Here is a 15,522-nt window from a genome sequence, read left to right as displayed (position 1 = left end):
TTGGCGCAACTCACCAGTCGCTACCGACCGGTTGTCTTACCTTGTGTCGGTCGGGCACGCTTTAGCGGTGACGACGAACGGCGATACCGCCTCACCGTCCGGGACGCCCGCCGTCGCAGCCCGCACCGGCTTCACCGGCGCCGGCAAGGACCGGCCCGCGGCCACCGGGGACGACACCCTGCCCGACGCCCTGACCGGCCTGCGTGCCGCGATCGGGGCGGCCCGGTTCCCGTTGGCCCTACCCTCGGCCGAGCCGGCCGGACGGATCAGCGCCGCGCTCACCGACCAACTCGACGACTACCTGCTGCCCCGGCTCTCCCGCCTCGATGCCCCACTGCTCGTGGTGGTCGGCGGTTCCACCGGCGCCGGCAAGTCGACCCTGGTCAACAGCCTGGTACAGGCCAGAGTCAGCGCCGCGGGAGTGCTGCGGCCGACCACCCGGTCCCCGGTCCTGGTCTGCAACCCGGCCGACTCGGCCTGGTTCCGCCGCGGCGACCTGCTGCCCGGGCTGACCCGCACCAACCAGCCCAACGGGGATACCCGCAGCCTGCACCTGGTCACCGCTCCCGCACTGCCGCCCGGGCTGGCCTTCCTGGACGCACCAGACATCGACTCGGTGGTCGACGCCAACCGGGCGCTGGCCGGCCAGCTGCTCGCCGCCGCCGACCTCTGGCTCTTCGTCACGACCGCCGCCCGGTACGCCGACGCCGTCCCCTGGGAGCTGCTGCACGGCGCCCGGGCCCGGGGTGCGGTGATCGCCCTGGTGCTCGACCGGGTGCCGACCGAGGCGACCGACGAGGTCGCCGCCCACCTCGCCGAGATGCTCGCCGAACAGGGCCTCGGCGCGGCCCCACTGTTCGTGCTGCCGGAGACCTGGGTCGACGGGCAGGGCCTGCTGCCGGGCCGGGTCACCGCACCCCTGACGGACTGGTTCGCCCGACTCGCCGCCGACGCGGACGCCCGGTCCGCGGTCGTCCGGCAGACGCTGGGAGGCGCGCTGGGCGCCCTGCAACCATCGGTCGAGAGTCTGGCCGTGGCCGCCGACGAGCAGCTGGACGCCGCCGACGCGCTGGACGAACGGGTACGCGCGGCATACCGGGCCGCGAACCGGACGGTCGAGCAGGGGCTACGCGACGGTCGGCTGCTCCGGGGCGAGGTGCTCGCCCGTTGGCAGGAGTTCATCGGGACCGGCGAGTTCTTCCGCACGATGGAGGCACGGATCGGCCGGCTGCGCGACCGCGTCGTGGCCGCGTTCACCGGGCGCCCCGCCCCGGCCACCGAGCTGCGTGACGCGATCGAGTCCCAACTGGTGACGCTGCTGCGGGGCGTGGCCGCCGAAGCAGCCGAACACGCGTACACCGGCTGGAAGTCGCATCCGGCCGGGGCCGCACTCGTCGAACCCGACCTCGCCCACCACTCCGCCGGCCTGCCCGGACAGGCCGAGCGGCTGGTCCGGGACTGGCAGCGGGGCGTGCTGGAGCTGGTCCGGGTGGAGGGCGGCGACCGGCGCTTCGTGGCCCGGACGGCGGCGTACGCGGTCAACGCCACCGGGCTGGTCGTGATGATCGCGGTCTTCGCCTCGACCGCGTTCATCCCGACCGGGCTGGAGGTCGCCACCGGGGCCGGCACCACCATCGCCGGTCAGGCGGTGCTCCAGGCGATCTTCGGCGACCAGGCTGTGCGTACGCTGGCCAACAAGGCCCGGGAGGACCTGCTGGAGCGGGTGCGGACCCTGCTGGACGCCGAGGCCGCCCGATATCTCGACCGGACCGAGCAGGCCCGGCCCGCTGCGGGGACCGCGACTGCGCTGCGTCAGGCGGCCGAACGGGTGGAGGTGGCCCGACTGAGCAGCGGATTCGCCGAGGTCACCGCGGAGTTCGGTGCGCCCGGGGCGGGCGCGGACACCCAGGCGAACGATCGGGAACGCGCATGACCGGCATGGGTGGGCGCCTCCGTGAGGCGCTGCGGATCGCCGACGGCCGGGTGGACCCCGACCAGCTGGTCGCCCGGCTGGAGGCGGTGCACCGGTTCCTCGGCATCGTCGACGGCCACCTGCCGGACACTCCGCTGGTTCCGGCGCGCACCCTGGTCGAACGGGCCGGTACCCGGCTGGCGCTCTCCCGGGACCACACCGTGGTAGCGCTGGCCGGCTCGACCGGCAGCGGCAAGTCGAGCCTGTTCAACGCGATGGCCCGGATGGACCTCTCACCCGTCGGGGTACGCCGGCCCACCACCGGTGTGACCCACGCCTGCGTCTGGGGGCCGCTCGACGGCGGCACCCGGCTGCTCGACTGGCTCGGTGTGCTGCCACGGCACCGCTTCGTCCGGGAGAGCCTGCTGGACGGCGACGACGAGTCCACGATGCACGGGCTGATCCTGCTCGACCTGCCGGACTTCGACTCCGTGCAGCACTCGCACCGGCTGGAGGTGGACCGGCTGCTCGGCCTGGTGGACCTCGTGGTCTGGGTGGTCGACCCGCAGAAGTACGCCGACCGGGTGATGCACCGCAGCTACCTCCGCGAGTTCCGCCGGCACCGGGACGTCACCCTGGTCGTGCTCAACCAGACCGACCGGCTGTCCCCGGCCGAGGTGCCCCGGGTGCTCGCCGACCTGCGCCGCCTGCTCGACGCGGACGGCCTGGAAGGGGTGCCCCTGCTGACCACCACGATCACCGACCCGGCCGGCCCGGACGGGCTGCGGGCGGCGCTGGAGCGCACCGTCGCCGAGCGGCAGGCCGCGCTGCGTCGGCTCTCCGGGGACCTGGACTCCGTCGTCGTCGCGCTGGACGCCATGGTCGGCGAGCCCCGCACGGCGCTCGCCGCGGATGATCCGGCGGTCGCCGCGCTGGACCGTGCGCTGGGTACCGCCGCCGGGGTGCCGACCGTCGTGGCTGCGGTCGAGCAGGCGTACCGGCACCGCGCGGCGGCGGCGACCGGCTGGCCGCTGTTCCGGCTTCTGCGGCGGCTGCGTCCCGATCCGCTGCGCCGGCTGCATCTGCCGGGGCCGCAGGGTGCCCCGAGCGACCCGGCGGAGAGCCTGGTCGCCGCGACGTCCGTGCCCGAGCCCAGCGCGGCCGACAAGTCCGCGCTGGCGCTGGCGCTGCGGACCGTGGCCGAACGAGCCGGGGCGGGGCTGCCGAACGCCTGGCCGGACGCGATGACGGCGGCGGCCCGGTCCCGCCTGGCCGACCTGCCGGACGCCCTGGACGGCGCGCTCGCCGGTGCCGACCTCGGGATGAGCCGCCCGCGCCGCTGGTGGCGACTGGTCGGCGCAGTGCAGTGGCTGGTGACGATCGCCGCGGCGGCCGGGCTGGGCTGGCTGGTCCTCGGCTACGCGATGCGGGCCCTGGGGCTGCCGGAGCTGCGGCACCCGATGGTCGGTGAGGTTCCGGTGCCGACCCTGCTGCTGCTCGGCGGGCTGCTGACCGGGCTGCTGGTGGCCGCCCTGACCCGCCCGGTCACCCGATGGGCCGCGCGGCGGGCCGGCCAGCGGGCCGAGGCGCAGCTGACCAGGGCGGTCGCCCACGTCGGCGAACAGCACGTGCTTGACCCGGTGCGTACGGTGATCGCCGCGCACGCCGACGCGCGTACCGTGCTGGAGGTCGCCCGGCACCGGTAGCTGGCCGCTGCAAACGGGGGTGCTTCGACAGGCCGGGTCGTCCGCGTGCGACCGCGTGCCGCACCGGCGGGTTCGCTGACCGCGTCATCGGGCGATCAGCGGCGTAGGGTCGGGTCATGGCCACGCCACAGACCCCCTACGACGCGGTGCTGCACGCCGCACGCGACGTGACCAAGCTCGACTCGGCGCTGGACGCCGAGATGCTCGGCGCGGCTCTGCTGGGCAGCGTGTACGAGATAGCGGAGACCGACCGGGAAGCAGCGGTACGCGAGTTCGTGGCCGGTTTCCTCGCCGCCACCTCGCGACGGCGGACCGCCGCGGCGACCACGGTCCGGGCGGTCTTCGCCGCCCTGGTGCCAGATGCCGTCGGGGCGGACCGGGTCCGCCCCGGCGCGAGCGCACCGGCCTGGTCCGGGCAGCTCGGCAAGGTGCACGTCACCGGCACCTGGGCGTACGGCGACGTGTACGGCGACCAGACCTCCTACCTGGCCACCTTCGCCTACGACGACGCTGTCGGAGGGCCGGAGCACGCGCTGGTGGCACTGGTCGACCACAACATCGGGATCGCCAAGGACGTCTTCGTCGGCGGTCCGGCCAGTCGGATCCTGGAGCAGGTCCGGCAGCTGTGTGCCGACGACGAGTTGACCTGGTTCCGGGAGGAGAGCCCCACCCGGATGCGCGCCGAGGTGAGCCGGCACCTGGCGGTCACCGACGATCTGGGCCAGCTGCCGGGGGCTTCCTCGCTGGCCACGGACCGCGCGCTCGTCGGGGCCCGGTTGACGGTGCTGCCGGCCGCGACCGCGCCACCGCCCCGGCTGGCCGACGAGCCGTTGCCGGACGCCGAGCGGAGCGCGGAGATCCGTCGTTTCCTGAACTCACCGGACGCCACCCGGGCCGGGTTGGACACCCTGGACGGCGCCGAACTGGCCTCCCTGCACTTCTGCCTGGGGCTGCTGCTCGACCACGCGGCCACCTTCCCGGACGCTGATCCGCTGCGCTGGAGCCCCACCGTCGCCGGGCTCTTCCTGCTCGACTGGGTGCACCGCCGGGCCGTGTTGGACATGGACGACGCGGCGATGTTGCCCCGCGTGCTGCGCGCCTTCGCCGGGTACGCGGCCCGCCGGCGCGGGCTGCCCGATCCGGCGGTGGCCGCGACGGACAGCGCGATCGAGGAGATGGTGCCGGAGTTCGTCCGGCTCTACGCGACCGGTGAGCGCCGCAGCCCGGCCACCGCCGCGGTCGCCCAGTTGATGGCCGACGGCGTCGACCCGGACGACCCGGCCGCTCTCGACGCCTGGATCGAGGCCAACCGGCACCGCCTCGCCGACGACGGCTGACCGACGGGCGGACGCCGTCCTCCCCGTCCGCCCGGGTACGAACGGCCGGGCCTCAGCGGGCTGCCGGCGGTTCAGCACTTCCCGTCGTACCCCGCGCCGGAGCGTCGGCGCTCCCGCAGCCGGATTCGCGCCCGGGAACGGGCGCTGCCGTTACGCTCGGGCGTGCTGGGGAGCACCGGTTCGGTGGTGACGCCGGTAGGCGAAGGTTCCGGTGCAGGAGCGCTGCCGGTCGGACCGGCGGATGCGGAGGGACCGGTCGACGCGGACGGCTCCGCCGACGCGGACGGGTCGCTCGACGCGGTCGGGCCGGCGGACGCGGTCGGGCCCGTTGATGCGGACGGCTCCGTCGACGGATCGTTCGACGCGGTCGGTTCGACCGGGTCGCTCGGGTCTGCCGAGGCCGTGGGCGGGACGGGCTCGCCGGTCGGCGACGGAGAACCGGTCGGTGGCATCGGGGCCGGCGAGGGCGTGGGGGTACGCGTCGGGGTGGGTGCCGGCAGCGGAGCGGGCGTGGTGGTGGGCGGTCGGGGCGCGGGGACGGTCGCCGGCGGCACCGGGTGACGTTCCGGGACCCGCCCCATGGGCGGGGCCGCGGGCACCGGGTGCGGCGTACGTGTCACCGGGTCGACCGGCGGAACCACCGGCCCGACCGACGGCACGGCCGTCACGGTGACCGTCGGGGCACCGGTGGGTGGCAGGGGGATCACCACCGGGCCGACCGAGGGCGTCGGGATGAACGGCGTGCTGCTGTCCGGCAGTGCGGTGCTGCCGACCGTCGCCGAGCCGGTACTGATCGCCGCGAGGACCGGCATCGAGGCGGTGCCGGCCAGCAGCGCAACGGTCAGCAGGTAACCCCGGCTCGGCCCGGTGGTACGTGCCGCCCGGTGTGCACCGACCACCCGGCGGTAACCGCCGGCTGCTCGGTGCCGGCCGAGGATCGGCGGCCCGGGACCTTCACCTGGTTCGGACACCACGTACTCCTCGTCGTCGCCCCTGGACTCCGACCGCCCGGTGCGGCCCGGCGGACCTCGTCCAGCTGCATCGGGGTCCGGGGAACAGCCTGTGCCAGTGACTCTGCGTCGGCCAACCCCGCACCGCGTGTCGACACGCGTATCTGGCTGAATGGTGACGAAACCGACCGGATCGGTCGCGCGTCGCTCGCGCGGAAACTCCGGCGATTCAGGTAACGAAGCGGACCGGCCCCGGGATGCGGGGCAGGTGGAGTGTGGGAGGACTCACCTCTGATGCGAGTATGGAGCCACGGCGGCAGCGCAGCCGCGACCTCCGCGCACCCACGCGGTAGGCGCGACTGGGCACCGGCGCTCCCGAACCGGGTTCGGCCATGAATCCGGCTCACGCCGCGCGGCAACCCCCACCGGGGCTAGGCGCGGTCGCCAGGAACCGGTCCCGGCACCAGCCGGGGTCGGGCGCACGAGTCGCGCGGCCGGGTGACCCCCCGGTGCCGACGCAGACACGACAGGGAGAGACGGATGGCAAAGGGCGACCCCGGGGGCCCCACGCGGGGCCGGCGCGCCGCACCCCGATCCAGGAAGGCCACGACCGGCGATCCGGAGCTGGTGCAGCTACTCACCCCCGAAGGTGAGCGGATCGAGAGCGTGACCGGCCCGGACGGCACCGAGTACCGCGTCGACTTCACCGACGAGGAGTACCGCGGCCTCTATCGCGATCTGGTGCTGGTCCGGAAGCTGGACGCCGAGGCGACGGCCCTGCAACGCCAGGGTGAGCTGGGCATCTGGGCGAGCCTGCTCGGCCAGGAGGCGGCCCAGGTCGGCTCGGGCCGGGCGCTGCGTACGCAGGACATGGCCTTCCCCACCTACCGCGAGCACGGCGTGCTCTACTGCCGCGGCATCGACCCGATCATGCCGCTGGGCCTGTTCCGCGGGGTCGACCAGGGCGGCTGGGACCCGAACGAGTTCAAGTTCAACATGTACACGATCGTGATCGGGGCACAGACCCTGCACGCGACCGGGTACGCCATGGGCGTCGCGATGGACGGCAAGACCGGTACCGACGACGGCGAGGCGGTGATCGCCTACTTCGGCGACGGCGCCACCAGCCAGGGCGACGTCAACGAGGCGTTCGTCTGGGCCGGCGTGTTCAACTCCCCGCTGGTGTTCTTCTGCCAGAACAACCAGTACGCCATCTCCGAGCCGCTGGAGCGGCAGACCCGCATCCCCCTCTACCGGCGCGCGGCCGGCTTCGGCTTCCCCGGTATCCGGGTCGACGGCAACGACGTGCTGGCCACGTACGCGGTGACCCGGCACGCGCTGGACAACGCCCGACACGGGCAGGGCCCGAGCCTCATCGAGGCGTACACCTATCGGATGGGTGCGCACACCACCTCCGACGACCCGACCCGCTACCGCATCGCCAGCGAGGTCGAGGCCTGGCAGGCCAAGGACCCGATCGCCCGGATGAAGGCGTTCCTGGACCGGGAGAAGATCGCCGACGCCGACTTCTTCACCGAGGTCGACGAGCAGGCCCGTCGGGAGGCGGTGGACCTGCGCGAGCGGGTGTTGGCCATGCCGAACCCGGAGCCGGTCACGATGTTCGACCACGTCTACCCCAACGGGTCGCCGCTGCTGGACGAGCAGCGCGCGCAGTTCAGCCGGTACTTTGAGTCGTTCGAGGGGAGCGCCCACTGATGGCCACGGAGACGCTCACCCTCGGCAAGGCCCTCAACGTCGGCCTGCGCAGGGCCCTGGAGAACGACCCGAAGGTCGTCATCATGGGCGAGGACGTCGGCAAGCTCGGCGGCGTCTTCCGGATCACCGACGGCCTCCAGAAGGACTTCGGCGACCAGCGGGTGATCGACACGCCGCTCGCCGAGTCCGGCATCATCGGCACCGCGGTCGGCCTGGCCATCCGCGGCTACCGTCCGGTCTGCGAGATCCAGTTCGACGGCTTCGTCTACCCGGCGTACGACCAGATCGTTTCGCAGGTGGCGAAGATGCACTACCGCTCGCGGGGCAAGCTGAACATCCCGATGGTCATCCGGATCCCGTTCGGCGGCGGGATCGGCGCGGTGGAGCACCACTCGGAGTCGCCCGAGGCGTACTTCGCGCACACCGCCGGCCTGAAGGTCGTCTCCTGCGCCAGCCCGCAGGACGCGTACGTGATGATCCAGCAGGCGATCGCGTCGGACGACCCGATCGTGTTCCTGGAGCCGAAGCGGCGCTACTGGGAGAAGGGGCAGGTCGACCTGGACGCCCCGCTGTCGCAGGCGTACCCGCTGCACGCCGCCCGGGTGGCTCGGGCCGGCAGCGACGTCACCCTGCTGGCGTACGGCCCGATGGTCCGCACCTGCCTCGACGCGGCCACCGCCGCCGCCGAGGACGGCCGGAACCTGGAGGTCATCGACCTGCGTACGCTCTCCCCGCTGGACCTCGGTGTGGTCTACGAGTCGGTGCGGCGCACCGGCCGCGCGGTGGTGGTGCACGAGGCCCCGGGCAACCTGGGCATGGGCGCGGAGATCGCGGCACGGATCACCGAGGAGTGCTTCTACTCCCTGGAGTCCCCGGTGCTGCGGGTGACCGGCTTCGACACGCCCTACCCGGCCGCCCGGGTGGAGGAGGAGTACCTGCCCGACCTCGACCGGGTGCTCGACGCCGTCGACCGCTCCTTCGGCTGGTGAGCGGCATGTCCCGGATCAAGGAGTTCAACCTGCCCGACCTGGGTGAAGGGCTGACCGAGGGCGAGATCCTCAGCTGGCTCGTCAAGGTGGGCGACACCATCGAGCTGAACCAGCCGATCGTCGAGGTGGAGACGGCCAAGGCGGCTGTGGAGATCCCGGCGAAGTGGGCCGGCCAGGTCCAGGCGATCTTCCACCCGGAGGGCACCACCGTCGAGGTCGGCACGCCGATCATCGCGATCGACACCGACCCCGGTGCCGGGCCGGTCGAGTCCTCGACCACCGGTACGCCCTCCGCCCACCTGCCAACTCCGTCGGCTGCATCGCTGGCCGCGGTCGAGGTCGCACCGGCCGAGGGCGCGGTGGAGCCGGGCCTGATCGGCGGTCCCGCCCCGGGTGGCCGCACGGCGGTCCTGGTCGGCTACGGCCCGCGTACCACCGCGGCCAAGCGCCGGCCCCGCAAGGGCTCCGCCCCGGCATCGGCCACCGCCGCGCCGCCGGCAGCGCCGGCTCCGGTGCCGGTGCCGGTGCAGGCCGCTCCGGCGTCGCCTGCGGTCAACGGCAACGGCCGGGTCGGCGGGCCGATCCTGGCCAAGCCACCGGTACGCAAGCTCGCCAAGGACCTCGGCGTCGACCTGGTTACGTTGACCGGGTCGGGGCCACTGGGCTCGATCACCCGCGAGGACGTGCAGCGGGCGGCGGCCCCGGGAGCGGCCGAACCGCTGACGGTGGCCGCGTCGGCCACCTCGGCCGCGAGCTTCGGCACGGACCGTGAGCAGCGGATTCCGGTCAAGGGGGTACGCAAGCTCACCGCCGAGAACATGTCCCGCTCGGCCTTCACCGCGCCGCACGTGACGGAGTTCCTGACCGTCGACGTGACCCGGGCGATGAAGGCCCTGGATCGACTGCGCGAGCGGCGCGAGTGGCGGGACGTCCGCGTGTCGCCGCTGCTGCTGGTCGCCAAGGCGGTGCTGCTGGCGGTGCGGCGGCACCCGATGGTCAACTCGACCTGGGCCGGCGACGAGATCGTCGTCAAGGAGTACGTCAACCTGGGTATCGCGGCGGCCACCGAGCGCGGCCTGATCGTGCCGAACGTCAAGGACGCCGGCCGGTTGACCCTGCGCGAGTTGGCGGAGGCGTTGACGGGCCTGGTGCAGACGGCCAAGACCGGGAAGACCTCGCCGGCCGACATGGCGGGCGGCACCCTGACCATCACCAACGTGGGGGTGTTCGGGGTGGACACCGGTACGCCGATCCTGCCACCGGGCGAGTCGGCGATCCTGGCCTTCGGTGCGGTCCGCGAGATGCCCTGGGTACACAAGGGCAAGGTCAAACCGCGCCTGGTCACCACGCTCGGGCTCTCCTTCGACCACCGGATAATCGACGGCGAGCTGGGCTCGAAGTTCCTGCGCGACGTGGGTGACTTCCTCACCGATCCGGAGGCGGCGCTGCTCGGCTGGACCTGACGCGCCACACGACGGCAACGGCCGGTGTGCAACGGGTTAACGCCCGACACACCGGCCGTTGCCGTTCGGCGAAGAAAACCCTGTCTGCCGCCACGTTGGACCTAAGATTCTTAGGCTTATGGCCCAGCTCACCTAACAATCGCTGGCATTCCACTCGTCGCTGCGCTTCAATAGAGACAAGACGGGACGACAACCGAATAGCCCAGGAGGAGAGAGACCATGAGCATGATCGAGCGAATCCGCAACCGCCGCGACGCCAACCGCCGCGCCCGCGCCATCGAGCGGGCCCTGCGCTCCGCCAGTTCGCCTGCGGTCCGCGACGAGATCCTCGCCATCGCCCAGCGTCACATGTACTGACGCCACAAGACGTTATTCGCCTCCTCCAGATCGACGACCCGCCCGGGCAACCCGGGCGGGTCGTCGGCGTTACGACCGGGCGCTGACACCGGGATACCGCCCCGACGCAGCGCCCGGTACGGTGGGGTTCGGTCGTCGTCCATGCTCGGGACAGGTCGAGGCGATAGAAGCACCTCGACACCGCCCTGCGACGGACAGTGACGATCGAAGCTCCCCGGAAGCCCCCCAACGGCCACCGGGATACGGTGCGGGGAGCCGGCACGGCCGGTCTGCCGGCAACGCCGGCTGCCCTGCCGAGACCATCGGCGACGGCGGCCGACATGTGATGGAGGAGGCGCACGCATGACGTCCGAGGGCCCGCACCGCCCCGGCCAGGAGCCGGACGAGGTGCCGCCGGGCGGCGGCGGACCGGCGCCGTACGGCGACCGACCGGCTCAGCAGGACAACGGGTACGGCGCAACCGCCCCCGATCTGGGTTGGGCTCCACCTCCGCCCGCCCGCCCGGAGGCCTCCACACCTGGCTGGGCCAACCAGCAAGGGGGCCCGTGGGGCAACGCCCAGGCGACCAGGCAGGCGGAACCGCCGACCCCCGGTGCCTGGGACCAGCCCGCTGGAAGCCAGCCGTCCTGGCTGGCACAGGGAGACCAGCCGCAGCAGCCCGCCCCCGGCTGGGCTCCGGCTGCCCCGTCCACATCAGAGCAGCCCGCCTGGGCCAACGGCGCCCAGACCAGCCCGGCCCAGACCAGCCCCGCCTGGGCCACCGAGTCCGCACCAGCGGACGCCGGGCAGCCTGGAGAGTGGACGCCCAGTCAGCCTGCCTCCGGGCAACCCGACTGGGCCACCAACAAGCCCGACTGGGCCACCAACCAGCCGGCCGCCTCCGGCCAGCCAGACTGGGCCACCAACAAGCCCGCCTCTGGGCAGCCCGGCGGATGGGGCGGCGGCCAGCAGTCAGAGTGGACTCCCGCGCCGCGCACCGGCGACCAGACTCCCGGTTGGGCCACGCCCGCTAGCCAGCCCGAGCCGGCGCAGCCGGACTGGGCCCAGGTCGAGCCGCCGATGCCGGCCCGCGCCGAGCCGGTGGCACGGGCCACCGCCCAGGTGCCGCAGGCCGACCCCGCATTGCCGCACCGGCCCGCCACCGACGGCGCGGCCCGTGCCGAGGGCTGGCCGGCCGAGCAGCAGGAACAGCCGGGCTGGGCGACCGGCCAGCGGCGGGAGCCCGCCGCCAACGGCTGGGCCCCCGAGCAGCCGGCCGAGGGCTGGCAGACCAGCGGCGACCGGCCGGCACAGCCCGACTGGGCGGCCACGCCCGCACCGGGCGAGCCGACCGGCTGGGCCGGCGGCAACCCCGCCGCCGGGCCACCGCCGACCTGGAGCCCGACTGCGGAGCCGCTGCCGTCCCGTAGCACCGCCGATCGCTCGCTGCCCGACATCGAGCCGTGGTCAGCCGGTGAGGCGTGGGGCCGTGCCGGGGCCGCGGAGACGACCCCACCCAAGGCCGACGCCGAGCCCGAGGCAGCTCGGGCGGAGGAGGTCCCGGTCTACCAGCCCGCCCCCGCTCCGGGCATCTCACCGGCCAACATGGTGCCGCTGCCGCCACAGGAGCAGCGGGTACCGGGCGCCAGTCTGGGCGCCGCGTCACCCACCGACTACGGTCAGCCGCCACCGTTCACCGATGACCAGGCCGGGCAGGGTGCCCGTCCGGGTGTCGACCAGGCGGCCGCAGCGATGGGCTGGGGTCAGCCCGAGTCGCGGCACGACGAACCGCAGTCACCGGCCGGACCGGTCATCCCCGCTCCCCGCACCTCCCCGGAGGCCGAGGGCCGGCCCACCCCACCCGCCGCTGGCGGCGTCGCCGCGAGCGCCTCGGTGCCGCTGGCCAGCCGGGTGATGCCCCCGGCCGACCATTCGCTGCGACCGACCGGGTCGTCGACACCACAACCACGGGTGTACGGCCGGCCGGCCCGCGCGGAGCAGGCCGAGGAGCCGGCTCAGGAGCAGGACGAGCAACCTCTGGTGCCCCGGTTCGACCAGGGTCCGGAGCGGTTTGACCAGGGGCCAGAACGGTTCGACCAGGGCCCGGAGTCACGCTTCACCGATCCCCAGCCGCCGGCTGGCGGGCGGGATGCGTTCGCGGGCCCGGCCGCCCCCGCCTCACCGGCGGCGCCCCCGGCCTTCCCGCCCGGGATACCGTCCTTCGTCGACGCCCCGCCGAGCAACCGCCCGCTCAACGGGGTACGGCCGCATGCCGAGCCCGAACGCCCGGCCGACCCGTTCGGCGGTCCGCCCGGCGACCGGTTCGGCGGCTCGGGCAACGACCCGTTCGGCGGCCCCCCGGGGCGCCCGGGCGGCACCTACGGTGCTCCCGTCCGGCCGGAAACCGGCTCCGAGCACAACTCGGCGTTCCCGCCGCCCCCGCAGTCGGCTCCGCCGTGGAGCCCGGGACCGTCCACGACGGAGTCGGAGCAGGGACGCTTCGACGCGTTCAAGCCGGTCGCCGAGCCGGCGCCAGAGGCCCCGGCGCCGAAGGTACGCAACGGCCGGGTGCTCGCCGCCGTGCTGGTTGCCGCCGTACTCATCCTGGCGATCCCGCTCGGTCTGCTCCTGCTCCTCGGCATGATCGGCGGATCGGAGGAGACGGGCGCGTTCGACCCGCCGGTCGGCTCCTGCGTCAAGCGCTCCGGGGAGAGCGCGGTCGCCGCCGAATGCACCGAGGCGGAGGCCTTCACCGTGGTGTCGAAGGTCGAGTCGAAGGACAAGTGCCCCGACCCGGTCATGCCGCACGTGGACCTTCGTGGCTCCACCGCCAACCCGGTGCTCTGCCTCAAGCAGGCAACCGGCGGCTGATCCACCCACTTACCGCCACGGCGGGGTCACGGTCGCCCGTGACCCCGCCGTTCGCGTCGTCGGCGGCCCGTCGGCACCCGGTGTCGCCCGGCGCTCAGACTCGTGAGCCCTCCGCTAGTGCCGTGACCAAGAATGTTTGCGGTGTTGGATGACACGGCGCCCGGGCTGACGGCCGAACGGCCGCCGCAAGTCGGTTCGGCGAGCCGGCGAACCTGCACAAGCGCTTCACGGACTGGGTCCCGGCACACCCCTCGAAGTAAGACGCCCGCCCGGCGTTCGGCTATCCCCCTGCCGAGCCCGGGGCGGGTCCGCGCCTCGGGGTGTCGCGTACACCTCTCCGGCCTCCTGTCCGGCCGGCTGGCGGCCGGTCGTAAGGCACGATGGGGGCATGAGTGCACGCGTGCGGGCGCCCGAGCTTCGCGGCCGGGCCTGGTTGAACACGGGCGGCAAGGCCATCCGGCTGGCTGATCTCCGGGGAAAGATCGTAATAGCGGATTTCTGGACTTTCTGCTGCATCAACTGCCTGCATGTGCTGGACGAGCTGCGGCCGCTGGAGGAGAAGTACGCCGACGTCCTCGTGGTGATCGGCGTGCACTCACCGAAGTTCGAGCACGAGAAGGACCCGGCGGCGCTGGCCGCCGCCGTCGAGCGGTACGGCGTGCACCACCCCGTACTCGACGACCCCGAGCTGGACATGTGGCAGCAGTACGCGGCCCGCGCCTGGCCGACCCTCGCGGTGATCGACCCGGAGGGCTACGTGGTCGCCACGATGGCCGGTGAGGGTCATGCCGAGGGGCTGGCCCGGCTCGTCGACGACCTGATCGCCACCGGGGAGGCCAAGGGCACCCTGCACCGGGGCGACGGCCCCTACGTGCCGCCGGCCGAGCCGCAGACCACCCTGCGTTTTCCGGGCAAGGCCGTGGCCCTGCCCGACGGCGGCCTGCTGGTGTCCGACTCGGCCCGGCACCGGGTGGTCGAGTTGGCCGCCGACGGTGAGACCGTCGTCCGGGCGATCGGCAACGGCAGCCGGGGCCGGGCCGACGGGCCGGGCGGTGCCGCGACCTTCTCCGAGCCGCAGGGGTTGAGCCTGCTCCCGCCGCACGTCGCCGAGGTCGCCGGTTACGACCTGGTGGTCGCCGACACCGTCAACCATCTGCTGCGCGGGGTGCGGCTCGCCACGGGCGAGGTGGTCACCGTGGCCGGCACCGGGCGGCAGTGGCGGTCCACGGTGGACGACCACGCGCACGACGCGCTCTCGGTCGACCTCTCCTCGCCCTGGGACCTCGCCTGGTACGACGGGAAGATCGTCATCGCCATGGCCGGCATCCACCAGTTGTGGTGGTTCGACCCGATCAAGCGCACCGCGGGCATGTACGCCGGTACGACCGTGGAGGCGCTGCGCGACGGCCCGCTGGCGCAAGCGTGGCTGGCCCAGCCGTCCGGCCTGGCCGTCTCCACCGACGGGACCCGGCTCTGGGTCGCCGACAGCGAGACCAGCGCCATCCGGTACGTCGAGAACGGCGTCCTGGGTACCGCCGTCGGCCAAGGCCTGTTCGACTTCGGCCACGTGGACGGGCCGGCGGCGCAGGCGCTGCTACAGCACCCGCTCGGCGTCTGTGCCCTGCCCGACGGCTCGGTGCTGATCGCCGACACGTACAACGGTGCCGTGCGTCGTTACGACCCGACGACCGATTCGGTCGCCACCGTGGCCACGGGCCTGGCCGAGCCGAGCGACCTGGTGCTCACCCCGGACGGCACGGTGCTGGTGGTGGAGTCCGCGGCGCACCGGATCACCCGGCTGGCCCCGGGTAGCCTCTCGGCGGCCGGCGCGAGCACCGTGGACGGCCCGCGGCACCGCACCGAACGCACCCCGACCGAGCTGGCCGCCGGCGAGGTCGTCCTGGACGTCGTCTTCACTCCGGCGCCCGGCCAGAAGCTGGACGAGACGTACGGACCGTCCACCCGGCTGGTGGTCTCCGCGTCCCCACCCGAACTGCTGGTCGAGGGGGCGGGCACCAGCACCGAGCTGTCCCGCCGCCTGGTGATCGACGGCTCGGTGACCGACGGGGTGCTCCAGGTTACCGCCCAGGCGGCGACCTGCGATGCCGACGTGGAGCACGCTGCCTGCCACCTGACCCGGCAGGACTGGGGCGTACCGGTACGCGTCGTCGACGGCGGCCTGGCCCGGCTCCCGTTGATCCTGCGCGGCATGGACGCCGGCTGACCGGCGCTGCTGTTGTTA

General features: G+C 73.6%; 11 protein-coding genes. All 11 read left to right on the top strand.

Going from position 1 to position 15,522, the window contains the following annotated elements; translation table 11 throughout:
* The first annotated feature begins 67 nt into the window (after positions 1-67).
* Complete coding sequence (locus BMY89_RS19525; protein WP_092381439.1) at positions 68-1,933, top strand: P-loop NTPase family protein; 1,866 nt, start codon at positions 68-70, stop codon at positions 1,931-1,933.
* Positions 1,930-3,618, top strand: a complete 1,689-nt coding sequence (locus tag BMY89_RS19520; protein ID WP_170147721.1) for a GTPase — start codon at positions 1,930-1,932, stop codon at positions 3,616-3,618. Before BMY89_RS19525 ends, BMY89_RS19520 begins: the two co-directional genes overlap by 4 nt.
* A gap of 116 nt (positions 3,619-3,734) precedes the next feature.
* Complete coding sequence (locus BMY89_RS19515; RefSeq protein ID WP_092381438.1) at positions 3,735-4,955, top strand: hypothetical protein; 1,221 nt, start codon at positions 3,735-3,737, stop codon at positions 4,953-4,955.
* A gap of 183 nt (positions 4,956-5,138) precedes the next feature.
* Positions 5,139-5,516, top strand: a complete 378-nt coding sequence (locus tag BMY89_RS31015) for a hypothetical protein (protein ID WP_232521434.1) — start codon at positions 5,139-5,141, stop codon at positions 5,514-5,516.
* An 18-nt stretch (positions 5,517-5,534) separates the two neighbouring features.
* Complete coding sequence (locus tag BMY89_RS31010; protein WP_232521433.1) at positions 5,535-5,807, top strand: hypothetical protein; 273 nt, start codon at positions 5,535-5,537, stop codon at positions 5,805-5,807.
* Between the two features lie 638 nt (positions 5,808-6,445).
* Positions 6,446-7,621, top strand: a complete 1,176-nt coding sequence (gene pdhA / locus BMY89_RS19505) for a pyruvate dehydrogenase (acetyl-transferring) E1 component subunit alpha (protein ID WP_092381437.1) — start codon at positions 6,446-6,448, stop codon at positions 7,619-7,621.
* Positions 7,621-8,610, top strand: a complete 990-nt coding sequence (locus BMY89_RS19500) for an alpha-ketoacid dehydrogenase subunit beta (protein ID WP_092381436.1) — start codon at positions 7,621-7,623, stop codon at positions 8,608-8,610. The genes pdhA and BMY89_RS19500 overlap by 1 nt, the downstream gene beginning before the upstream one ends.
* Positions 8,611-8,615: 5 nt before the next feature.
* A complete protein-coding gene (locus BMY89_RS19495; protein WP_092381435.1) occupies positions 8,616-10,073 on the top strand; it encodes a dihydrolipoamide acetyltransferase family protein in 1,458 nt (485 codons plus the stop codon).
* 219 nt (positions 10,074-10,292) lie between these two features.
* Positions 10,293-10,430 carry a hypothetical protein gene (locus BMY89_RS30460; RefSeq protein WP_170147722.1) on the top strand — a complete coding sequence of 46 codons (138 nt, stop codon included), beginning with the start codon at positions 10,293-10,295 and terminating at the stop codon, positions 10,428-10,430.
* Between the two features lie 342 nt (positions 10,431-10,772).
* The gene (locus BMY89_RS19490) at positions 10,773-13,280 is read left to right on the top strand and encodes an LppU/SCO3897 family protein (RefSeq protein ID WP_092381434.1); all 2,508 of its coding nucleotides are present in this window, start codon (positions 10,773-10,775) and stop codon (positions 13,278-13,280) included.
* A gap of 388 nt (positions 13,281-13,668) precedes the next feature.
* Positions 13,669-15,504, top strand: a complete 1,836-nt coding sequence (locus BMY89_RS19485; protein ID WP_092381433.1) for an NHL domain-containing thioredoxin family protein — start codon at positions 13,669-13,671, stop codon at positions 15,502-15,504.
* Positions 15,505-15,522 lie beyond the last annotated feature (18 nt).

Origin of the sequence: Micromonospora phaseoli, assembly GCF_900109115.1 — a bacterium.
GTDB lineage: Bacteria > Actinomycetota > Actinomycetes > Mycobacteriales > Micromonosporaceae > Micromonospora > Micromonospora phaseoli.
This window is presented reverse-complemented; position numbering and strand designations above follow the sequence as displayed.

What these genes read in the sequence shown, in the direction of transcription:
- BMY89_RS19485 (WP_092381433.1), top strand. Translation starts at nt 13,669, where the DNA reads ATGAGTGCACGCGTGCGGGCGCCCGAGCTTCGCGGCCGGGCCTGGTTG.
- BMY89_RS19515 (WP_092381438.1), top strand. Translation starts at nt 3,735, where the DNA reads ATGGCCACGCCACAGACCCCCTACGACGCGGTGCTGCACGCCGCACGC.
- BMY89_RS19490 (WP_092381434.1), top strand. Translation starts at nt 10,773, where the DNA reads ATGACGTCCGAGGGCCCGCACCGCCCCGGCCAGGAGCCGGACGAGGTG.
- BMY89_RS31010 (WP_232521433.1), top strand. Translation starts at nt 5,535, where the DNA reads ATGGGCGGGGCCGCGGGCACCGGGTGCGGCGTACGTGTCACCGGGTCG.
- pdhA (WP_092381437.1), top strand. Translation starts at nt 6,446, where the DNA reads ATGGCAAAGGGCGACCCCGGGGGCCCCACGCGGGGCCGGCGCGCCGCA.
- BMY89_RS19495 (WP_092381435.1), top strand. Translation starts at nt 8,616, where the DNA reads ATGTCCCGGATCAAGGAGTTCAACCTGCCCGACCTGGGTGAAGGGCTG.
- BMY89_RS30460 (WP_170147722.1), top strand. Translation starts at nt 10,293, where the DNA reads ATGAGCATGATCGAGCGAATCCGCAACCGCCGCGACGCCAACCGCCGC.
- BMY89_RS19520 (WP_170147721.1), top strand. Translation starts at nt 1,930, where the DNA reads ATGACCGGCATGGGTGGGCGCCTCCGTGAGGCGCTGCGGATCGCCGAC.
- BMY89_RS19500 (WP_092381436.1), top strand. Translation starts at nt 7,621, where the DNA reads ATGGCCACGGAGACGCTCACCCTCGGCAAGGCCCTCAACGTCGGCCTG.